The following is a 22,258-nucleotide window of genomic DNA, read 5'->3' on the forward strand; positions in this document are numbered from 1 at the left end:
ATGAAAGCAAATCGTAGCCAAATCCATTACTTGGGGTTTACCTAAAACTTGGGACCATTATATTCCTATAAATTTCCTATTTGACTATGGGAGCGTTAGCACAATAAGAAAACGGGATAGCCGTAGCCATCCCATCTAAACTTAAGTACCAGTTCGTTTAATCCTTCACAAATTAAACTAAACACCAAAAACAGGCGGTGCTCTTGGAAAGCCATGTGAAAATTGATCCAAGTCGGAGTCCTTTTATTATGGAAAGACTTGCTGCCATTTATGAGGGGCAAAGTCTTCAAAATCTCATCGAACAAGTAGCAGCCCTACAAATAACAGGGAAAACGGGTAAACATCCATTGATCGTGAATACAGAATGGTTAGCGGAGCGGTTGGAAGATCCAAATTTAAGGATAGTAGACGCCACTACATTTTTAAAAATCGCAGATAGTGAAGAGGAAGAGGTAGGCAAGTGGTCGGGGAGAGATGCGTATAATCAAGGTCATATTCCCGGGACGGTTTTTGCGGATTTAATGCATGAATTATCAGATCCCGAAGCTCCCCATCCTATGACCGTTCCGCCACAAATATTGGCGATTACTGTGAGGAAGTCTATGGTGTGTAAATTATTCAACATAAAAACTAGGTCGATAATCGGATTCTTAAAATCCTCTCTCAACCCTTATCTAATTGTCCCAATCAATCCATTTTAACAAGAAAAAAAGACCGCTGCTGCGATCAAACTTTAACTAACACATTTAGCAAGAAAATTTGAATTAAAATAATGGGTATTTAATGAGGCGAGTTCGGTTTTCTCTCTAGTAAACTCATAAAGTTATTTCTATAATAGAACAACAAAAATCCGAAAGTGAGGACAAGCATTATCGCTAAAGGCAGTAAAGAATGGTCTAGGAACAAATGGAGCAAGAAAATATTGGCTACAATTGGCGATAATATTGCAATGGCTAATGGGATAAATTGATTGATTATAAGTAATATTCCACATATAACTTCTAAAGTTTTTTCTGCGATTAAGAGGTATTTAAATTCGAATAATGCCATTGCTGCTGAACTAGTTGCTATAAATGGTTCTAATCCAAAGATTACAAAAAATCCGTTTATACCTGCAATCAAGAAAACGACCCCTAAAAATAATCTGCTGATGTGCATTGAAATTTTAATCACCAGCACCCCCCACTTAAAGACTATTCACAAACCAAAATTATTTTAACTCAAAAACTTGGGGAATTTGGGCTATTTCGAGGATCTCCCAAAGAGTTTTTTTATACGGAAAGGAGCTTTTGTTGTTTTACCAAGCGGGGTTCTAAGAGGAAAAATATAAATTTAATTGAATTTATAAATATGACCAACAACATTACCTGTAGGAGATGAAGAACGTGGGTATATTTGATAAATTCAAAAAAAAGGAAAAGAAAGATTATATAAAAGAAATAATTGCTATATTGGATTGTGACTGCATGATTATTGAGGAGAAAAATGTTAAAGGTGTCATGACCAGGTATCATCAAGTTCTCATGGAAGGCAAAAAAGAAGGATATACACCACTTATCATTATCCCTTCGGAAATGATGTTAGAAGTCATTGAAGCCGAGTCGGATAAAGAATACTTAAACGATAATCGGGAATCAATTTTAGCTAAAGCGAAGGATATTGATGTAAAGGAATTGTTAAAGAGCCTGCTTGACGAGGTCATGCCTATGGAAGAGGATGAAGACTACGATATCACTGGCGAGTTTGCGATAGAGGAACAGACAAATCATTTTCTATCAATTGAAGAAGCAGTTAATGAAAAAATCATTATCGCAAAGATACCAACGGATAAACCTTGGGAAGTAGCTGCTTGGGTTCCAATGGGCGGGTTTAATGAATGCCCAATGCCAGAAGAGCAAGTTGCAGTGTTCAAATATTGGTATGAAAAGTATGGAGCTACTCCCGCTTTAGTAACACCAGATGTATGGGAATTATATATTGTGAATCCTCCAAAGACTCAAGAAGAATCAGAATTACTCGCTTGGGAACAATTTGGATTTTGTGGTGATATAGTTTGGCAAGGTGTAGGGACAGTAAATTCACTCGCAGGAACACTTATTAATTCTTCTTATTGGTATTTTTGGTGGGATTAAAAAGTAATAGTAGCTACTAGACGTACGGTTTAAAATTACTTCGTTAGTAGTTGCAGCACAGCCTAAAAGCTGAGCTTTTAGGCGAGCACTACTTATCCGCCTCCCCCTTTAAGGGCTCGCCAATCGGCGAGTTTTCTTAATATATTTTTCACTCGTGAATATAATCTAAATAGGCTTATTTTCGGAGGATGCGAAAAGGGGGGCTAATGAATGAATAACTTGAAGCAGTTGGGAGACCAATTTGCCCAAATATTAAATGGAAAAGCTAAAATGGAGAAAAATGGCTGTTCGGTTAGCTTAAAGCGCAGTTTTAATGTTCATGTCCAAGGGCGGCCAAGTCATTCTGTTATACCAGTTGGAATTTCATTTGAGTCATTGGATGTAAATGGCAATGCACTAAACCTTGGGGAGATCACTTTACTTGAACAGGAAATCCCAAACTTCACAAGATCTGTTGTGGGGCAAGGCTTAATTGTGAGTGCCTTGCATAATCACTGGATATTTGCCCAACCAAATCTGATGTATATTCATATTCAATCGGTTGAACCGCCTCTCTCGTTCGCGAGAAAAGTGGCAAACGCATTTACAACATTAACAAGCCTCCCCATACAGGAAAAAGATGAATAAAAACATCTTAGTAAAAGGCAAGTGCAGCTGTCACTATACTACCCGCAATTTGTCGAATTCACCTCGACAAGATTCGGGTGGTGACAGGCACACTCTTTCAAGAAGCAACGTTAACCAAGAAGATCAGAAAGTGCACTTTTTACATCTGTAAAATGAAAGGAGTAATGGTGGTAAAGTGCTTTTTGAGGAAGTACTCGCCGCCCTTTTAATACAACCTGACTCATTTCACCCAGTGCCACTTTTAAAATAAATTCAGGCACACGGAGCCAATGTGGGCGGTGAAGGACGTCTGAAATTGCCCTTCCGAATGATGACATGCGAATGGGATTAGGAGAGGTCACATTCAACGGTCCATCTATTTCGGGATTCATGATGGCGAAGTAAAGCATCTCAACTACATCTCGAATGTGAACCCAGGAAATCCATTGCATTCCATTGCCGATTGTCCCCCCAATACCAAATTTATACGGTAGCACCATTAGTGGTAAGGCACCCTTTTGACCAAGAATGATACCGAAGCGTGCGAAGACCGTTCGAATGCCAAATACTTTGGCCTTAGCCCCTTCATTCTCCCACAGCCTTACAACTTTTGCTAAAAAATCATTTGCATTACTTTGTGAGGTCTCATTAAACGTCTTGAAGTCTGACATCCCGTAGTAACTTAAACCTGAGGCGTTAACGAGAACTTTTGGCTTGGGATGAAGCTGTCCTAGAATTCGAATGACTTCTTTTGTGGCGGTGAGACGGCTATTCAAAATAGCCTCCTTTTTAACCTTGGTCCATCGCCCGCCATTGATCGATTCCCCGGCTAAATTGACGATTGCATCCACATCCTGAAGTTCGTTTTCAGGCTGATGATCTTCAGAAAGCCACTCCACATAATGAACGAACTCATCTGTTCTATTAGTATCAGGAAGACGTCGTGTTAATATGGTTACCCGATGGCCTTTTTGAGTCAACAGGTGTGTTAAGGCTTGACCAATAAACCCGGATCCTCCCGTTAAGACAACATGCAATTTACTCGCCTCCAGCCACTACCTTTTTATGATGGATTAACTTATCGGTTAAATGAGGAAAAGCAGCCATTTTATTCGAGAATGAAATGCTGACCAAGTAAAAAAGTGAGTGAGGACCAGTTAGTGAATAAAATAACGGCCTAAGAGATTGCCAACAAGAAAAATATGGATCATTAATAGGCTGACGGGAATACTTGCGAAAATGAAATGCAAGTCTATCAGGCCGCGCTCGAACAAACTGTAATAGGCAATAAGACAGTAAGGGATGAGGAGGAACAGCGCCGTTATGATACCAGGTGTATAGCCTCTAAAAAAGATGGACTGAACAATATGCATGGTCGCCTGCAGGATAAATAAATTGAGAATTGCTGTATATAAGAGAAAGCCCCCTCCGTTTACGGAGAAATGGGCAGTCATCAAGGTGGTGAATGTGATAATCAGCAAAATCCATGTAGCCGAAACAGAAAGTTGGGCAGCGGTCGAACCTAGTTTTCTCCTCATTTTTAATGTTAGTTCGACGAATGGAGTTTTTTGAGAACTATATTTGTATTTACTCATGGAAGATTCAATGGTTATGATCTCTTCTAGGTCATGGAAAATAAAGATGATAGGGAACAACCAAATGACGGTAGTAAGGTCGAAAAATGGGAGTAAAGTTTCCAGCATCTTTTGCCTCCTGCTTGTTGGAAATAATTTGTAATCCACCAAGACTTTGTATGGATGTAGTTTGGTTCATTGTATGGGACAGGATATAAAAATATGCCAGTCTATATGTTTATCACTCTATCTAGCAACTCTAGCTGCCAACTCGCCCTGTTTTTTAACTTCCTTCAGCCAGCTTTTTATAATGTGCCAGTGCCAGTAATGGAAAAACGTATTCATAACAATGATAATTGAGATAAAAGGATCCCGCCATTCCCCTTCCTTTTGGATAGGTCTTTGTCCAATCTTTTTCTTTTCCGTCCACTAAAAAAGCTGCACCGTGTTCCATTTCAGGTGTAACAACAGTCGCGGCTGAAATAAGGGTGTCAAGGGCCCATGCTGTATGTGTGCGGGTACTTTCGCCGAGCGGCACATAACAGTTATCGATATCACTCTTACAGGATTCTCCCCAACCCCCGTCTTGATTTTGAATGGATTTTAACCAGTTTACAGCCTTCTGAATGGATGGATGATTAGGGGAAACCCCAACCGCAACCAATCCCGTTACAGCCGCCCATGTTCCATAAATATAGACGCCCCAGCGCCCTACCCAAGAACCATCCGAATTTTGCTTCTTTAACAGCCAACGAATCCCACGTTTCACCATGGGATGGTGAAAATCCAAATGGGTGTAGTTACCGAAAAATTCCAATGTCCTTCCTGTTAAATCAACCGTCGACGGATCAATCAACAAATCTTTTCCGCCCTCAATCGGTAACAGGTTCAATATTTTCTTGTTCACGTTCTTTTCGAATGCTGCCCAGCCACCGTCATCGTTTTGTATGGAAATGAGCCAGTTGATTCCGCGATCCCATGCCTGTCGACAATCTACCTGTTCGATAGCCAAAGTTCGAATCGCTCTTAGTGCTGCCGTCGTGTCATCAATATCCGGATGGATGGTATTCAAGTCCGCAAAACCCCAGGCTCCAGGCAGCAAGTTCGGTTCATGAATGACCCAATCCCCGTATTTGATATGTTGACGGGAGAGGATATATTGGTTTGCCTTCTGGATGGTATCCGCTGAATAGGGGACACCAGATTCTTGCAGAGCATAACTAATTAACGTCGTGTTCCATACCGTAGCCGTCGTATATTGGCAATGAAGTTCTCCGTCAATACGGCAGGTCATCGCTTTTAAGCCTTGCACGGCACGAGTAATCACCGGATGTGAAGTCGAATACCCCCTCGCCAGTAAGGCATAAATCATGAGAGAAGTAGTGCTGAAATAATTTAAATAGGTGCCGTCCGGTTCGATTCGGTCCAGCATATATTTTTCGGCACGATATAATGCCAATTCGCGAAGATTTACATGGGATTTCAGACCCTTAATCCCCTGTTTAATCCATTTGATCACCGAGCGGGCCTCTTCTGCTTGATCCTCTGTAAAAAAACGAATCGCTTTCTTTTGAAACAAATCGGAGAGATTGGGCGATCGAGGCGTTCTCTTACGAAAATTCGTATTGGCGAGAATCAAAAAAGGGATAATGTTCGCTCTTCCGTACACGGAGAGGTCAAAGAAATTGATGGGAAAGGAGTCTGGTAAAAGCATCACTTCAATATTAATGGGGAAGTGCGGCCACTCACATTGTCCTGTTATGGCCAACATGATTTTCAAAAACATATGGACTTCCGTAGCCCCTCCGTTGGCCATAATAAACCTTCTTGCAGCCTGGAGCTCCGGGTCTTTTCGATCGCGGTAACCAGAATAAAGAAGGGCATAATAAGCTTCAACTGTGGCTGTCAGACTTCCTTTTTCTTGGTCATGAAACAGCTTCCATGACCCATCTTCCTGCTGTTTTCCTGCGATACGTTTCACCAATTCTTTTATGAACTCCTCATCATTTATCTCCAATGTCCGTAATAGGATAATCATACTGCAGTCTGATGCGATTCCGGTCTCGAAGGGATATTGCCAGGACCCGTCAGCTGATTGGTCCTTAATGAGTTGATCGGTGATTAGGTTGATTTCCGCATTTACCCGATCCATCATGATACCCACCTTCTTTCAAAAACTCATTATGTATTCATATTCATCTAGCAATATGAATATGCATTTATTTAATGAGTAAAAAAATCAAACAATTAGTCACAATTATAATAAGAAAAGGAGCACAAATTTTATTTCGCGCTCCTTTTAAATTTTCTTTTTTTTTGACGTGCAATCCCATATGTTCAAATTACTTTTGCGTGCTGGTAGATTTTTTGAAGCCATTTCTGCCGAGTTTTGTAGGTAGAATGTTTAACATATGTTAATCGAGTTCTTTTAATATTTTTAATGCCGCAGAACTTTAAAATGTAATTTTTTACTACAATCCATTCGACATTTTTTCTAAACAATCGAATAAATAAAGAGGGGGCATCAATGGTGTAAATAACCCATGCCGATTTATTCTTCAATAACCCTTTCGGAAATGCTCCTTTGTGTTGATACGCAAATCCGGAAACAAACACGCGATCAAAAAAGCCTTTTAAAATGGCTGGTACACCATACCACCAAATCGGGTAAATGAAAATTAACAGGTCAGCCTGCTCAATCTTTTTTCGATACTTTTCAGTATATGGATCATGGACTAAATCCCTTGGTTTATGCTGATTATCGATGACTAAAACAGGATCAAATTTCTCCGCATATAAATCAATTAATTCAAATTTCCGTTTGGCTTCCTTTAACCCTTTCATGACGTTCTCTAATATCGCATGATTAAGGCTATCCTTATTTGAGTGGGCATAAATAATTAAGGTAGTCATATGGGTTCCCTCCATTAATGGAAAATGAATTTTCCCTAGGCCAATATTGACGGTTTTAGACATATCATATTCTAAGTAAATTGCTAAGTTCCCTGTGGATAGCTCGAAAAGTGATCGTTGGAACAAATTGATATTAGAGGGCTTTACAATCATGTTGAAAAATTCAAAAAGGATAATGAAGATGTTAAAGACCACAAAGAGTTGAAACTGTAAATAAACAAGGGTAAATGACAAGAGCAATACAATAGGAGGTTGGGAACGTAGTATATCCTATATATTCAGCAATCGGGCGCTTTTCTTGAATAAGAAGGCGCCTTTTAAAAAGGATAAATTCGGTAAAAAATAGAGCCTTCCAGACCGGTCATCCCTTCCTAGGAATAACAAGCCCACTTTGATGAAAACGGTTGATGTCACACTTCGTCATATAATTAAATATTACAAAGTGATTACAATTATATTACGTAAGGCAGGGTGTGAACATAGAATTTCCTCAGTTACATTATTCTTCCTGCATAGTTATTAATATACTATTTGTAATAAAAAGTATAGATTCTACCAATTCTGTATTCATATTAGTAGATTAACAACGAACTACCACTTTTGGTGGATGTTTTTTTGTTGGTTATTTCATTATTATGTCTTATTGGAGCAAAATAATGAAAGGTAGGAAGTAATACAGTGAAGAAAAATCTAGTAACAGCAGCTGCAACAGCTGGGCTCGTCCTTACTGCTTTTGGGGCCACAGCAAGTGCACAGGAACCCGCATACACGGTTCGTCCTGGTGACAGCCTTTGGAAAATTGCCAATTCCAATCATGTATCTATTAACCAATTAAAAGAATGGAATTCTCTTTCAAGTGATACCATCTATGTCAATCAGAAACTATCACTTACATACACTGTCAAACGAGGAGATAGTCTTTGGCAAATTGCTAAGGACAATGGTACAACCATAGATGAACTAAAACGGTTGAATGGCATGACATCAAGTTTTATTCGAATTGGACAGACATTAAAAATTGTCGCAACAAATTCAAATGATTCTTCTTATAAAGTTCAAAAAGGTGAGTCTCTTTCAGTCATTGGAGCTCGTTTTAATCTATCAGTGTCCGAGCTTAAAGCAATGAACCAGTTATCCTCTGACACGATTTATGCTGGACAGACGTTAAAGGTTAGTAGTGTGGAAAATCCTGCCGTTGCGACGAAATCAGAAACAGTTACAACTGAAAATATAGCAACAGCTTCAAGTGCTGGATCAACACCAAGCACTCAAGGCACTTCAAATGCAGGATCATCACAAAGCGTATTGACAACATCAAGGGTACCGGTAACTGATACTGCAGAGGGAGCTTCTAATACAGAAGCTGCAGAGAATTCTGCAGTAACTTCTGGTGCAACAACCGGACAAGCACCGACAGCATCCAGTACACCAACAACGCAGGAAAAAGCACCGGTAACACCAAGTGCACCAGCAACAACAGAAAAAGCACCGGCAGCATCTAGTTCAACAGCAACAACTGGAAACTCAACAACGAATTCAAATCCAGCAGCACCGGTTCAACAGCCAGCACCTGCTACTGAAGCAGCTCAAAAACCTGCAACTTCATCAGCTTCTCTCGTTCAGGGAGTGATAGAAGAGGCTAAGAAATATCTTGGTTCGCCGTATAAATGGGGAGGAAACACTCCAGCAGGTTTCGATTGCAGTGGCTTTACGGTATATGTGTTTAATAAAGTCGGCATCTCCTTACCACGGACTGCTGCAACACAATGGGATGCAGCAACACCAGTGGCTTCGCCAAGCGTAGGAGATCTTGTTTTCTTTCAAACCTATAAACTCGGACCATCCCATGTTGGCATCTATTTAGGAAACAACAAATTTATCAGCGCAGCCTCAACAGGTGTAACAATCTCAGATATGACATCTACCTATTGGAAGACTAGATATCTCGGTGCAAAAACTCCTTACTAAACTTTAATAGTATCTCTGATTAATAAATCAGAGATATTTCTGTTGTATCAAGTGAAATTAACCGGCCTAGCGGCCAGGGGAGAAAGGGGGGGAATTCTGAGTGGACCACTACCGTGGGATTTGAGGGCATTAGGCATAGGCATCGCCGCAAGCTGCTTCCCTTTTTTTGATTTTCCTTTTACTAAGTTGGTGTCGCCTATCGGCTCTTTGGAGGAGAAGAGGGGTGTTCCCCTCACCCTTGATGAAATTTTTCTAGGCTGTCCAAATGGGCAGCTTTTTTTTATTTTCAGTAGTTTTACAATGCAGTCGATTTATTTCGCTCATCAGTTTAGATGTTAGGAAGAAGTTGTATCGTTTCTAGGCAGCACTGTCCAGAGGGAATACTTATCACATAGGAACGTACTGGCATAAATTAATAAAATAATATTCATTTTTTAAAAAATGGCGGTGAGAGAGAAAATGATTGAAGTAAAGGAATCAAAATATGGCAGAGGGATATTTGCAACCCGTGATATTCATAATGGTGAACTGATACACGAAGCTCCAGTTATTGTATCTCCTGGTAAGGATTACAAATATTTAACAAAGACGATAATGAGGGACTATGTGTTCTGGTGGGACCAAGATAATGATGAAGTTGCACTTGCGTTAGGATATGGTTCTTTATTTAACCACTCCTATAGGCCTAATGCCATATATGGACTCAACTTTGCAAATAGAACAATTGACTTTTATGCACATATCGACATAAAAGCTGGAGAAGAAATTCTAATAAACTATAATGGAGAACCTGATGACGATGAGTCCTTATGGTTTGACGTCATCTGAACCTCTAGGCTTGACAAAGTTTTATGATAAAAAATAACGAATAAAAAGTGCCAGGCACCACCCAATTTTCTGGATGGTGCCTGGCACTTTTTACTGTAGTTAGCATTTTTAAGAAGCGGGCGCATGAACGGAATAAGAAGTGCGGCTGTCTTGTTTATAATGACCAATTGTTTAAGGATTCAAAGGGACAGTATTTTACAAAAAACAGGAACCCTCCCCCGAATGACATGCTTAATCATAATGTAACTCGGGTGGTGCTAGGCACTCTTTTTACCTAAAATGCACTGAATTATATAAAAGGAGGCATTTAATTAACGGAATATTCATAAGATTAGTATTGGTTAGACCGCCATACCGCCATACCGCCATACCGCCATACCGCCATACCGTTAGACCACAAAAGAAAGAAGGGTTTAGATGAAAACAATTATTAAGAATGGGATGGTCGTAACTTCTGGGAGTACCTTTAAAGCTGATATTTTGATTCAAGGTGATTCCATTACATCCATTTCAAGCGACATTACTCCAGAACCTTCAGACAAAATCATCGATGCGGAGGGACAATATGTTTTTCCGGGCGGAATTGATGTACATACCCATCTGGAATGGCCGCTTATGGATACAGAAACTGCGGATGATTTTGTAAGCGGAACCAGAGCAGCTGCAGTCGGTGGAATTACAAGTATCATCAATTTTACGAAACCCAAAAAAGGGGCATCCCTGATAGCCACTCAAAAGGAATGGATCGAAAAGGGGAAAAAATCGGTCATCGACTATGGTCTCCATGCCATTATCAACGAATACAGCGATAGGGTACTAGAGGAATTGCCAATTTTAGCAGAAACCTACGGTGTTGGTTCGATCAAGCTCTTTATGGCTTATAAAGGGGAAATGATGGTCAATGATCTTGAAATGTACAAAATCATGAAAAAGGCAGGAGAGCTGGGAGTCATCACCAATGTCCATGCTGAAAATGGAGATATTATTGACGAAATGATTGCGCAGGCATTAGCGGAAGGAAACACAGATCCCATCTATCATGGATATACTCGGCCAACCATTATGGAGGCAGAGGCGACAGGGAGAGCCTTGGCCATTGCGGAAGCGGCAAATGCCCCCATTTATATTGTCCATGTTAGCTGTTCGGAGGCTTTGGAAAAAGTAGTGGAAGCGAAAAAACGTGGTGTGCAAGCCTTTGCTGAAACCTGCCCACAGTATTTGGTTCTTGATATTAGTTATTTAGACCAACCCAACTTTGAAGGTGGAAAATATGTATGTTCCCCGCCACTTAGAGAAAAGTGGAACCAAGATGTTTTATGGAATGGGTTGCAAACTGGCATGATCTCCGTTGCAGGTTCTGATCATTGCCCTTTCCGGTTTCATGATCAAAAAGCGATGGGCAAGGACAATTTTTCAAAAATCCCAAATGGGTTACCTGGTTTGGAGGATATTTTCTCCATCCTCTATCATTTCGGCGTTCACGAAGGACGAATTTCATTAAATCAATTTGTTGAAATCATCAGTACCAATCCTGCCAAGATATTTGGAATTCCTAAAAAAGGAGATATATCGATTGGGTATGATGCCGATCTCGTCATTTTGAACCCTAATGGTTCCAGAGTCATTACCTCGGCAAGCCAATATCAAAATGTAGATTACAATGCTTACGAAGGATTGGAGGTGCAAGGAATCATTACAAACGTTCTATCTCGTGGAGAAGTGATTGTGAAGGATGGACAATTTATAGGCGATGCAGGCCGCGGAAAATATCTGCACCGCAACAGGCGGCACAATCGAGACAGCCTCTTCCACTCACCAAAGAACGACCAAGCTACAGAAACGATTAGATAAAATTGCTATTCATATGGGGAAGGCAGACTTTGATGGTCTATTAACTTGCTGCATTGAAGAAGGGGGAAAATAAATTGAGTACAACAGCCATTTTGGTGACCATATACTTTCTGTTGTTGATCGGATGGGGTTTTTATAACTATATAAAAAAGCAGAAGTCAGGACACAACTCGCTTGAGGAACAATTTATTGGGGATCGCTCCTATACGACAGGTCCATTAATGGCCTCACTAGTAGCCATTTGGGGTTCCAATTATACCTTAATTGCGGCGGCTGAATCAGGGTTTACTAGTGGTATATCGGGAGTCATCTGGTACGGTATGGGAATAGTCATTCCATTATTCCTATTTTCTTGGCCATTAAATATCCCAGCGAGAATTCGCGAACTGCATCCTAAGGGTCTTACCTTTATTGAAATCATCGGGAAAAGATATGATGAAAAATCAAGGCTGGCTGCGCTAGTGATCTTATTTATTTCTAATATCTTGTTTATCATATCGATCGTTTTAGCGACGGGAATTGTCCTTAAGTCATTGCTGGGGATTGACCTATCAACCGCAATCATGATTGGCGGTGGGGTTATGATCATCTATACAGCCTTAAGTGGTTTCGACGCTTTAATCTATGGCCGGATTTTTCAGCTTGCTTTAGCCGGAGGTGCCGTTGCAGTTGCGATTATCTTGTCTGTGAACGCATTATCCCTGCCCGAATTAATCAATAAAGTGTCAACCAATAGTGGTGAAATGTTAAACGCGGTTAAATGGGGACCAACAGAAATGCTTGACTTCTGTATTGCGAGTGTTGGTTTTGTTTTTGGCTCTCCAATTCTCTACCAAATTGCATTTTCTGGTAAAAATGACAAAGTAGTGACTCGGGCGTTTCGTTTGTTCCCGCTTGCATGGGCTCCCTTTGCTGTTGGTACGGCCATTATGGGAATGGTTGCCTTTTTATTATACCCTGGAATCAAGGGTCAGGATGCGGCGATGACATTGGTTGCAAATTTATTCCCGGAATGGGCAGCCGTTCTATTCTTTCTTGGTGCTCTTGCATTGGTTTTTTCTACCGCAGATGGAGCCATCAATAATTTAGCCTCTATCGTTATATTTGATGTCTATCAAAAGCACAGCAAAAAAGGGCTGACTGCTAAAAAAGCCTCTATATTAAGTATGACTACCCAAGTGTCACTGGGTGTGATTGGGATCATTGGAGCACTTAACTTTGGAGATGGAGTGCTAGCCTTGTTAGTGTTAAATGGAACAGTCAATATTCCATTCATCTTTACGATTGTTCTAGGGTTATATTGGAAAAGGACCCATCCTACTGCGGCATTTTGGTCGATGATTATAGGAATCACTTCCGTCATTGTTCTTTACTTTGGCTTCAATCAGTCTATCTATACAAACTTTGCAGGAATCGTTACTTCCTTCCTGATCTTAGTTGTTGGTAGTTTACTATTGACGAAAAAAGACACTGATTATATATCTTTAACGGCTGGAATGTCTCAGGAGGAGGGTGATGGTGTTGCCTAAAGTAGTCATTGGTTCCATTATATCTGTCATTGCCTATATCGTGATCTTTTTGTTCGCAAAAGCATCTGAGGGAAGTTCCTTAGTGATTCCAGTTGAATTTTTATATTTATTTTTAGTATACGCAGTTGGGGGTTGTTTGTTATTCGTCTTTGTTTTACCAGTCCTAATCATCGTTGGTGAATTAAAAGGCAAGAAAAATAGTAATCAATCAATCAACCCTGAAATAGCAGACTAATTCCAGACGCAAGGGGGATCCAATTGTTTAAGCCAGTTGAAAAGAGTAAACGAAACTATGAACTTGTCATTGAACAACTGCATTTGTTAATTGCTGAAGAAAAAATAAAACCAGGTGACTTAATTTTGCCTGAGCGTAAACTTGCGGAGCAGCTAAATGTAAGCAGGACCTCGGTTCGGGAAGCATTGCGCATTTTAGAAGCACTCGACGTGGTGTACGTAAAGCCGGGGGAAGGCACCTTTCTTAAAAAGCCGTCTATGAATGGGATCATTGCCCCTTTGCTGATGTTTTTACAGGAAGATACCGATAGTCACAGTAACCTTTTTGAAACAAGAACATTGCTGGAATCCGGAATTGCCAGGCTGGCTGCCCTAAGAAGAACTGAAGAAGATTTGGAGGCCATTGGAACATATGCCTACGAAATTAAGGAAACCAGTGATTTAGAAAAAGTCATTCAAGCGGATATCAATTTCCATGAGAGTGTGTTAAAGGCGGCCAAAAATCCTACTCTTAATAGTTTTATCACGATCGTACAAGAATTGATGAAACATGGAATTCGAAAAACAAGAAGCATTCTCTTTACGGAGGAAGGAGAAAACGAAATATCAGCAAACTACCATATCAAAATCTATCATGCCATTCGTGATCAGAATCCGGATGCAGCTTATCATGCTATGTATGAGCATCTTGAATATACCGCTAACAAATCCATTGCTATGCAGAATCAGCAGAAAAACCTCTTATGAATACAAATGTTTTTCTAAATTTTTCAAGGTGGTGGAAGCGAAGTTTCCCCTTAGATAGTAGATTTGCCAAAATATCGCTCAAGGTAAACTTGGTTCATTATGTTCTATGCCTTGAGCGAAGCGAAAGGAATGGGGATAACGATGAAAAAAGGGATACATGATATACCTTTTCTTACTAAATGGACGATTGATCAGTTTTTGGAGAGGGCTGCTTTTTACGAGCTAGAAGGCATAGAACTTAATCTGCTTGAGAGGGAAGGGTATCTTGATTTAAGTACATCGCTTTCCGAAGTGAAGGCATTAGCGGAAAAAGTAAAAGGACTTGGTTTGGAAGTGCCAACATTGTCAACAGGCTTGCATAATCAATACGCACTGTCATCAGAAAACACAGGCCTGCGGAAACGTGGAGAAGAAATTGCCTTTCAGATGATTGAAATAGCTGCTGAGTTAGGAGCCTCGATCATTCAAATTGTTCCTGGCACCATCAGCCGGGATTCTACCTATGAACAGGCCTATGAAAGGGCACAGGAATCACTTGCTTATTTGGCCTCTAGCGCATCTGCAGCGGGTGTGACCATTGCAGTTGAAAATGTATGTAATAGGTTCTTGCCTAGTCCATTGGAATTTGCTCGGTTTCTTACGGAAATTAATCATCCCGCAGTGAAAGCCTATTTTGATACTGGAAATGCAATGGTTACAGGCCATCCGGAACATTTTATCCACGCGCTCAGGAACCAAATCGTGGCGGTCCATGTAAAGGATTATCGATATGAATCAGGCGATTTTACCGCCCCCCTTAGCGGCGATGCGGAATGGCCGGGGATTATGAATGCCTTACAGGGGGCTGAAATGGAAGGGTATCTCATCTCTACGCCGCCTTCCTATAAGCATTGCCCTGAGAGATTAATAGAATCGGCTTCAGCTGATTTAACAGCATTGCTTAATCTAGTTGAGAAATGAAAATGGATCGTATCCTAAGCTATCTAATTTAATGCAAGAGAAAGGATGGTTTAAATGACTGTTTTACTAACCGGGGGTTCCGGCTTTGTGGGGATTAATATTACAGAACGACTCCTAGATGAAAATTTACATGTTGTAAATTATGCGACTCTTCCTGTGCCGGATGAAGCGCTCCCGTCCTTAAAGGGCCGACGTGGACATTATGAATTTGTGGAAGGAAATGTTTTAGATCGTGAACGATTAGACTCCGTCATTGAAAAATATAACATTAAGACGATCATTCACGCTGCCGTGATGACACCTGATTTTAAAAGAGAACAACAATCGAGTAAGGATGTCACCAATGTTAATTATATGGGCACGGTGGAAGTGCTGGAAGCTGCCCGAAGACATGGGATTGAGAAATTTGTTTATTTAAGTTCCGTATCCGTGTATGGTGACACTGCTTATATCGATAATAGGCTGTCTGAAACAGACTCTATTCCCACGCCGAGATCTTTGTATGAGATTACAAAGTATGCCGCGGAGAGAACTGTACTTAGGTATAAAGAGTTATTTGGTTTACCAGTATTAGTGGTACGAATCGGTCAAGTGTTTGGACCGTGGGAGCGTTATACGGGTATTAGGCACACTCTTTCGGGACCGTTTCAGGCAACGAGGCTTGCATTTATGAATCAGGAAGTGTTGATGCCATGGCCTGGTATGAGAGATTGGGTCTACAGCCGTGATGTTGCCAATGCCATTGTGCATCTGATGCAACATAATGATTTACACTTCGATCTATATAATATTGGCCCAGGTCAGCAATGGAGCGTGGAGGATTGGTGTAAACTGCTAGAAAAAGAGTTTCCGAGTTTCAGCCATCGTGTAGTTGACAATCCAGACGAAGCCAATATCGACTACTTCGCTCCGAAAGATGCCAGCAGATTAGTGATTGAGCGTCTGCAACACGACGGAGGCTACACTCCTAAATATGGACTTAAAGAAGCTTTTAACGATTATATGAAGTGGATCAAAAATACCTCTCTGTTTTGGACGGATGAAAAGGAGCCTGCTTCCTCTCATAAGGGGTGAGTGGAACAGACTAGGGTGTCAGGCTGAGTGTAAAATATCTCTGCCTTCAATCGGGAATACTTTAAACTGCACCATAAGTAATTGAGGATTTTAGCCAAAAGCCTCCCCTTAAAGTTTGGGAGGCTAGAACGCTTATAAGAAGGTAACAAACAGGCTGAAATGTTGTTTTTGAAGCAGGTATGGCGGCCTCTATTTTACCAATTCCGATATCTTCATCCAGAATAGGAAGTCAATGATTTCAAGGATGGAAAAGGTATTTAGATTTAGCTTATAACAGCCATATGGATTTGCCATGGGGCTAAAAAGTACTTACCCAACTAGTCGATAAAAAGATGTTGATTCCTGCATCTGGGATCAACAGATCCGCTCATATCGGTTGGGGAATCACATTAAGTACCCGATCAGATAAATAGACGGAAAGATTTCGCTTAATCAGTGAATATAATTAAAAATATCTTAAATAGACGAAGAATTTTCGCCTATTGACTCGAAAATCCTGAAAATGGAGGATTTTGCTTTGCATAAGCGGAAAAGCTTCCCTTATTTACCCCAAAACGTGCTCCATTCTGCATTTAACCGAAAATCTACGCTTATTTTACTATCGCTCAAAAGGCATTACGACTAAAAATGATTCCATTCAAATGCGGCGCCTGATTTGGGGACTGACCCAACCGGGTGGTGCCAGGCACTCTTTTTAAGTCCTATTTGTGATGCGGTGAACCTTATCATAAGTAAATGACGTTTTTTTGCTGTCATTTTTATCGAAGAAATATGGGGTTATATTATGAGTTTAAAAATTATTTTTATAGACTTTTGTTCAATACTCCCCTATTGGACAGTAACTTAACCGTAAAATAAAATGCATATCTAATAATACGTGCCTTCACTATCCGCATTTTGTCGAATCCCTCGATATTATTCGGGGAGGCACTTTTCTTATTTTAAGGTAAACTTTAACTAGTGTTTTATAGTGGAAGCTTTGTGTATAATTAGTTTGATTGCCATGGGAGATGGAATGGGGAGAACTTATGTTTTTTCGCTTAATGTATCATATTGTTTTGCCTGTTTATGTAGTATTTGTCATTTTCGCCTCGGTTTCGTTAGAGAAAACTCAAAATGCCTTTTTTATGATTGTATTTGGTCTTCTATTTATAGCCAGTATCTTTTTGGAAAGAGTGTATACCCACTTATTTTTGTTTATCGCATCTGGTGAAATCATTTCGTTACTATTGTTTCATTACACCAGCCAACTGAATTGGTGTTATTCCATTTATATCATTTTACTTAGTAAATTTTTATTCCAAGTCAAGGGAGCCGTCAAGGGGATTTTTCTTGGTTTTGGTTTCATGGTTTTTTACACTGTTATTCGCGCTACGTATTCCCCTGTAAATTCCTATAGCATATTTGGGGTTGGATCGGACTTTCTAACTTCAATAGCTGTCGTACTGATCATTCAGTATATTATTGAAATGGAAGCGAAAAAAAATACTCTTATTGAAGAGAAGAAACGTGAAGAATTACGGCACAAAGAGGAAAAAGTGAAGCTAATAGCAGAAATGGCTGCTGGACTTGCACATGAAATTAGAAACCCGTTGACGATCATTCAAGGGTTTCTGCAACATTCCAAAGAGGATCATTATAATATACAGCCTTGGTATGATTTAATCTTTAGTGAAGTCAGCAGGATGAATAAATTAACGGTTGAATTCCTACAATTTTCAAAACCAGATGTTTCTCAATACCAAGTTTATTCCATCCACGATTGTTTAAAGAGGGTCATTTCCTTAACCAAATCCGAAGCCCAAAGTGTAGGACATCAAATTGTATACACAAACACGGAGTATAATTCTGATCTTTTGGTGAAAATGGACTTCAATAAAATGGTACAGGTTTTTGTAAATTTAATTAACAATGCCATTCAGTCTATGGGTGAAAGTGGACATATTACGATTCGATTGTTCAAAGTGGGGAACTTAGCAGTTTGTGAGGTTTGTGATACGGGTGTAGGTATAGAAGATGCAGACCTGAAAAAAATCTTTAATCCCTTCTTTACAACGAAAGCAGAAGGAACGGGTCTGGGGCTATCCATATGTCAGAAAATTGTTCAGGACCATGGGGGAACTATTGAGGTGAGTAGTACTCCGAAATATGGGTCTATTTTTACTATTTGTCTTCCTTTAGATACTGGTGCTAGTCACGCTCTGGACTTTTCCAAAGATTAGTAGATGTTTAGTTTATAGGACCTAATTGGTCCTATTTTTTATGGAAATGGTTTTCCCACACAAAATTAAAAGTCTTTTAGTTTAAGCAGCAAAAAATAGTATATGAAAGTACGAGCCCGTTATTCAATCACCGAAGCCTATTATGACAAGGATTCTCAAGTTCATTCCCTTGAAATCATTGTCTCGAAAAACCGAAATGGCCAAATTGGGACCTTCGCCGTGAATTACAACGAGTATACGGGTGCAATTGATGAACGAAAGGAACAGAGCCAACCCTTGTTTAGCCGTTCAGCATCCATTAAGGACGATGCACGTGGACCATATTATAAAAATAATGAGATGTGATCACATGTTGGTGAAAGAACTTTACGAAAATAGTTTTCTCTTTGAAGAATCCACTTTGGGTCAATACATCTACCATTTCCTAGCAGAACAGAAAATTTCCTTAGAAGACGACATATTCGGAAAAACGTCCTAGAACACAAGAAAACCACCCGACGCCGTTCAAAGCAGGGTGGTTCTCACAAATAAATTGCCCAAACAACCATCACCCTGACGGTAAAGGCTGCAGGGAGAAGTGTTACCAGCACTTCTCTTTTTTATTATATATTCATTATATACCATAAAAATTCCTTTTTAAAAGAGGTAAAAGTGATGGTGTTGGAGGTACTTTATGCGGTTCCGTTTTGCGCAACAATTCTTCTCATCGTTACCATGACATTTCATACCTCTTTCCTAATAAACTCAAGCTGCAATAAAAAGTGCCAGGCACCACCCAATTGTAGGAATGAAGTTCTAGATAAATTGGTTATGAGTACAACGATTTTTCATGCAGGGAACCAAGTAAACTCAGTTCCAGAAAAAGAAGTAGCTGAAATAAACGTGCGTACGATTCCGGAATTTGATAACGATGAAGTGATTGACTTATTCAACACAACAGCGAGCATTTACAATAAAGAAGGCCCCAATATTGATGTTGAAGTGACCATGTCATTACCAAGTGTTTTCACTTCAGGACAGTCTAAAATGGTTGATCTGGCTAAAGAACTCGGTAAAAAACATTTAAATTTGGAAATTTCCGTTAAAGGAATTGGTGTAGTGACCAGTATTCTACACACGTGGAGTGTGTTTCGCAGATTATTTTAAAATAAGTACCAGTGTTTTTGAATGCTTAGGGGTAATAAAATATGTGATATAATGGAAGCAGAAAAACCATGGGGCGGTGAGAGGCTTGAGTATAGATCGTGAAGAATTAAAACGATTGATTGACCAAATTCCAGAACAAGATGCTCTTGAGGTGTATGACTTTATTGAATTTTTGAACCTGAAGCGGGAAAAGGCAACTCTAAATCAGACGGAAGTTGACTATCTTGCAAAAGATGAGAATCTTATAAGGCAAGTTCAAAAAAGTCGTGAAGATCGCAGAAATGGACATTTTTACAGCAAAGAACAGGGGCTTGAGTATCTTCGTAAAAAGTTCGAGGAGTCCTGATTATGGACAAGGAATATACAGTATTTTGGTCAAAAACTGCTCTCGATGAATTAGGTGAAATTCTTGCATACCCATTTGATGTAAAAGAAAGAATCTACATGGACTCATTTAGCCGTTTATCCTTTGCGCCAACCCTTACCGCCAAGAAAATACCAAATGGCATGCTTGAAGGTTATTGGGTTAGACTTGGTCTTTATAAAAGTAATTCTGGTGTTTGAAATAGATGAAGAGAAAGCAATTGTTTGGATAGATGGAGTCAAACATAAGCGAGAAAATGTTTAATGGAAAAATAAATAATATCCGACCTACAGCGCCTGTGCAAAATGCAGGTGTTTTTTTCTGTTCCAAAATAAAAATACTAGAAAATATTATTTAGGTTAAATAAAACAGCGGAGACTAGGTTCCTGCTGTTTTTCTCACCATTCCCCCTGTGTTGTCCATACACACCGCACAAGTGTGCAGTGGGGGTCAGGCACTAAATTAAGGCCACTAATTTCTGGATTATGTAAAAAAAAAGAAAAGCGCCTGTCACCTCCAGTTATTTGTCAAACATCTCCCGGCATTAGTGGGTAGTGGCAGTACACTTTTTCACACCTTTCCCTAACCCTCAGTTGCAAACTTATACCCAATCCCTCTTAACGTTACGATAAAAGGATAATCTGTGTACTCAGCAATTTTTTCTCTTAAATTTTTGATATGGACATCTACTGTTCGTTCATTGATTACCTTTTCATTCTTTTTATATAAGGTATTGAGATTCGGGTGGTGACAGGCACTCTATTTTAAGGAAGCCGGCCTTGAAAGGATTAATATAAGTTTAGATAGTTTAAATGATGAACTTTTTGGTGAAATAAATGGCAGGAATGTGGGAGTTGGCCCGGTACTCCAAGGAATTGAGGCCGCAAAAGCCGCAGGCCTTCGCATAAAAATCAATATGGTTGTAAAAAAGGGATTGAACGACGCTGAAATTATTCCGATGGCAACCTACTGTAAAGAACAGAACCTAGAACTACGGTTCATTAAATATATGGATGTCGGCAGTACAAAAGGTTGGAGGATGGAGGACGTTGTTACAAAGCAACAAATATATGAAATTTTAAAAGAACACTTTGAATTTGAACCGGTGGAGGCTGCTTATTACGGAGAGGTGGCCAAGCGTTACCGTTATAAAGGGACGGATATTGATTTCGGCTTTATTACCTCCGTATCTGAATCGTTTTGCTCAACCTGTACCCGTGCAAGATTGTCAGCAAATGGGCAAATTTTCACCTGTTTATTTAACGGAAACGGCCATAATATTAGGGGTTTTATTAGAAGTGGAGCTACCGATCAAGAGGTAGAAGAAAGAATTAAAGGCATTTGGAATCATCGTTCCGACCGTTATTCTGATGAACGCACCGAGGAAACGAGAAAAGCCAGGAAAAAGATTGAAATGTCATATATAGGTGGATGAGCATCTAATTATTAATACAGACTCCAAAGGTAATGGGGGTTACGAGTTTCTTCTATTCAGCCAGATATGGAGAACGTTCCAGATTTAGAGATCCGGGCCCACTAAATTGCATTTAGGTTTTTAGTAACGGATTATTTTTTAGTAACTTACCAGCATTCCATGTGCTCCCACATACACTCGGAACATTTGGAATACGTATTACAGATCGTTTTAAAAGAAAAGGCAGGCTCTTGATAAGGGTTTACCTGCTTTTATTCCATTGGTGGATTCGAGAATCTGTAGTGAATTCTAGGGCTGCCATCAACATTAATTTCGAGATCCCTGTAACAAAACAGCCTTCAATCAAATATGGATTGCATGAAGAAACAGATGTCGAGATAATCCAGGTTTGATTATAAGGTTTAAACGTAATTATGTTAAATTTACTTTTTTATTGCCAACGCTTACAATCTCGGATATACTTAATTTAAAGTTAATATTTTGTGAAGAGGACTCGGAGACTCACTAAATTATTTTTTTCAAAAGATAATTTTAGTGTGTCTCCTTTTTTGTTTTCCTTTTCAATATATTGCTTTTTTTGGGGGGGATGAGACTTTTTAGAGTAGGACTACAGAACTGGTACACGTTTTTATATTTTCGGTGTGCTGCTAGAACTAATACCTTATTAAGTTATAG

General features: G+C 39.7%; 21 protein-coding genes and 2 pseudogenes. 17 read left to right on the top strand and 6 right to left on the bottom strand.

Annotation, left to right across the window (positions count from 1 at the left end; genetic code table 11):
* Nucleotides 1-248 precede the first annotated feature (248 nt).
* A complete protein-coding gene (locus ACNQGS_RS13985; protein WP_491487840.1) occupies nucleotides 249-701 on the top strand; it encodes a rhodanese-like domain-containing protein in 453 nt (150 codons plus the stop codon).
* Nucleotides 702-780: 79 nt separating this feature from the next.
* Here ACNQGS_RS13985 and ACNQGS_RS13990 read toward each other — a convergent pair whose 3' ends face one another.
* A complete protein-coding gene (locus tag ACNQGS_RS13990; RefSeq protein WP_491487841.1) occupies nucleotides 781-1,173 on the bottom strand; it encodes a hypothetical protein in 393 nt (130 codons plus the stop codon).
* Nucleotides 1,174-1,385: 212 nt separating this feature from the next.
* Here ACNQGS_RS13990 and ACNQGS_RS13995 point away from each other — a divergent pair, with 212 nt between their 5' ends.
* Nucleotides 1,386-2,132 (top strand): DUF4253 domain-containing protein, encoded by a 747-nt coding sequence (locus ACNQGS_RS13995; RefSeq protein WP_491487842.1) that lies wholly within the window; start codon nucleotides 1,386-1,388, stop codon nucleotides 2,130-2,132.
* A 210-nt stretch (nucleotides 2,133-2,342) separates the two neighbouring features.
* Entirely contained in the window at nucleotides 2,343-2,759 is a 417-nt protein-coding gene (locus tag ACNQGS_RS14000) for a DUF1259 domain-containing protein (protein ID WP_491487843.1), read from the top strand.
* Between the two features lie 110 nt (nucleotides 2,760-2,869).
* On the opposite strand, the gene ACNQGS_RS14005 is transcribed toward ACNQGS_RS14000, so the two are convergent.
* The 4 genes from ACNQGS_RS14005 to ACNQGS_RS14020 all read right to left on the bottom strand — a co-directional run bounded on the left by ACNQGS_RS14005 (nucleotide 2,870) and on the right by ACNQGS_RS14020 (nucleotide 7,225).
* Nucleotides 2,870-3,775: a TIGR01777 family oxidoreductase gene (locus ACNQGS_RS14005; RefSeq protein WP_491487844.1), complete on the bottom strand. Its 906-nt coding sequence runs from the start codon at nucleotides 3,773-3,775 to the stop codon at nucleotides 2,870-2,872.
* Nucleotides 3,776-3,895: 120 nt separating this feature from the next.
* A complete protein-coding gene (locus ACNQGS_RS14010; protein ID WP_491487845.1) occupies nucleotides 3,896-4,441 on the bottom strand; it encodes an HXXEE domain-containing protein in 546 nt (181 codons plus the stop codon).
* A gap of 154 nt (nucleotides 4,442-4,595) precedes the next feature.
* On the bottom strand, nucleotides 4,596-6,467 hold the full coding sequence (shc, locus tag ACNQGS_RS14015) for a squalene--hopene cyclase (RefSeq protein WP_491487846.1): 1,872 nt from the start codon (nucleotides 6,465-6,467) through the stop codon (nucleotides 4,596-4,598).
* A 182-nt stretch (nucleotides 6,468-6,649) separates the two neighbouring features.
* Complete coding sequence (locus tag ACNQGS_RS14020) at nucleotides 6,650-7,225, bottom strand: NAD(P)H-dependent oxidoreductase (protein ID WP_491487847.1); 576 nt, start codon at nucleotides 7,223-7,225, stop codon at nucleotides 6,650-6,652.
* A gap of 678 nt (nucleotides 7,226-7,903) precedes the next feature.
* Here ACNQGS_RS14020 and ACNQGS_RS14025 point away from each other — a divergent pair.
* The 13 genes from ACNQGS_RS14025 to ACNQGS_RS14085 all read left to right on the top strand — a co-directional run bounded on the left by ACNQGS_RS14025 (nucleotide 7,904) and on the right by ACNQGS_RS14085 (nucleotide 20,348).
* Nucleotides 7,904-9,193, top strand: a complete 1,290-nt coding sequence (locus tag ACNQGS_RS14025) for a C40 family peptidase (protein WP_491487848.1) — start codon at nucleotides 7,904-7,906, stop codon at nucleotides 9,191-9,193.
* A gap of 441 nt (nucleotides 9,194-9,634) precedes the next feature.
* On the top strand, nucleotides 9,635-10,021 hold the full coding sequence (locus ACNQGS_RS14030) for an SET domain-containing protein (protein ID WP_491487849.1): 387 nt from the start codon (nucleotides 9,635-9,637) through the stop codon (nucleotides 10,019-10,021).
* Between the two features lie 417 nt (nucleotides 10,022-10,438).
* A complete protein-coding gene (gene hydA, locus ACNQGS_RS14035) occupies nucleotides 10,439-11,872 on the top strand; it encodes a dihydropyrimidinase (protein ID WP_491487850.1) in 1,434 nt (477 codons plus the stop codon).
* Between the two features lie 74 nt (nucleotides 11,873-11,946).
* Nucleotides 11,947-13,401: a sodium:solute symporter family protein gene (locus tag ACNQGS_RS14040; RefSeq protein WP_491487851.1), complete on the top strand. Its 1,455-nt coding sequence runs from the start codon at nucleotides 11,947-11,949 to the stop codon at nucleotides 13,399-13,401.
* Nucleotides 13,388-13,636, top strand: coding sequence for a hypothetical protein (locus ACNQGS_RS14045; protein WP_491487852.1), 249 nt, complete (start codon nucleotides 13,388-13,390; stop codon nucleotides 13,634-13,636). Before ACNQGS_RS14040 ends, ACNQGS_RS14045 begins: the two co-directional genes overlap by 14 nt.
* Nucleotides 13,637-13,659: 23 nt before the next feature.
* Nucleotides 13,660-14,382 (top strand): FadR/GntR family transcriptional regulator, encoded by a 723-nt coding sequence (locus tag ACNQGS_RS14050; RefSeq protein WP_491487853.1) that lies wholly within the window; start codon nucleotides 13,660-13,662, stop codon nucleotides 14,380-14,382.
* 141 nt (nucleotides 14,383-14,523) lie between these two features.
* Complete coding sequence (locus ACNQGS_RS14055; protein WP_491487854.1) at nucleotides 14,524-15,342, top strand: sugar phosphate isomerase/epimerase family protein; 819 nt, start codon at nucleotides 14,524-14,526, stop codon at nucleotides 15,340-15,342.
* 54 nt (nucleotides 15,343-15,396) lie between these two features.
* Complete coding sequence (locus tag ACNQGS_RS14060) at nucleotides 15,397-16,416, top strand: NAD-dependent epimerase/dehydratase family protein (RefSeq protein WP_491487855.1); 1,020 nt, start codon at nucleotides 15,397-15,399, stop codon at nucleotides 16,414-16,416.
* Nucleotides 16,417-17,459: 1,043 nt separating this feature from the next.
* Nucleotides 17,460-18,638, top strand: a complete 1,179-nt coding sequence (locus ACNQGS_RS14065; protein WP_491487856.1) for a two-component system sensor histidine kinase NtrB — start codon at nucleotides 17,460-17,462, stop codon at nucleotides 18,636-18,638.
* A gap of 102 nt (nucleotides 18,639-18,740) precedes the next feature.
* Nucleotides 18,741-18,983, top strand: coding sequence for a hypothetical protein (locus ACNQGS_RS14070; protein ID WP_491487857.1), 243 nt, complete (start codon nucleotides 18,741-18,743; stop codon nucleotides 18,981-18,983).
* Nucleotides 18,984-19,352: 369 nt separating this feature from the next.
* Nucleotides 19,353-19,784: a peptidase dimerization domain-containing protein gene (locus ACNQGS_RS14075; RefSeq protein ID WP_491487864.1), complete on the top strand. Its 432-nt coding sequence runs from the start codon at nucleotides 19,353-19,355 to the stop codon at nucleotides 19,782-19,784.
* A gap of 76 nt (nucleotides 19,785-19,860) precedes the next feature.
* The gene (locus tag ACNQGS_RS14080) at nucleotides 19,861-20,130 is read left to right on the top strand and encodes a hypothetical protein (protein WP_491487858.1); all 270 of its coding nucleotides are present in this window, start codon (nucleotides 19,861-19,863) and stop codon (nucleotides 20,128-20,130) included.
* A 2-nt stretch (nucleotides 20,131-20,132) separates the two neighbouring features.
* On the top strand, nucleotides 20,133-20,348 hold the full coding sequence (locus ACNQGS_RS14085) for a hypothetical protein (RefSeq protein WP_491487859.1): 216 nt from the start codon (nucleotides 20,133-20,135) through the stop codon (nucleotides 20,346-20,348).
* A gap of 382 nt (nucleotides 20,349-20,730) precedes the next feature.
* Here the strand turns inward: ACNQGS_RS14085 and ACNQGS_RS14090 are convergent.
* A pseudogene (locus ACNQGS_RS14090) lies at nucleotides 20,731-20,865 on the bottom strand (helix-turn-helix domain-containing protein); the annotation flags it as partial.
* 49 nt (nucleotides 20,866-20,914) lie between these two features.
* Between ACNQGS_RS14090 and ACNQGS_RS14095 the strand changes: the two are divergent.
* Nucleotides 20,915-21,583: pseudogene (locus tag ACNQGS_RS14095) on the top strand (GTP 3',8-cyclase MoaA); the annotation flags it as partial.
* Nucleotides 21,584-22,258: the final 675 nt, after the last annotated feature.

It is taken from the genome of Neobacillus sp. PVCKKU3, from assembly GCF_058323225.1.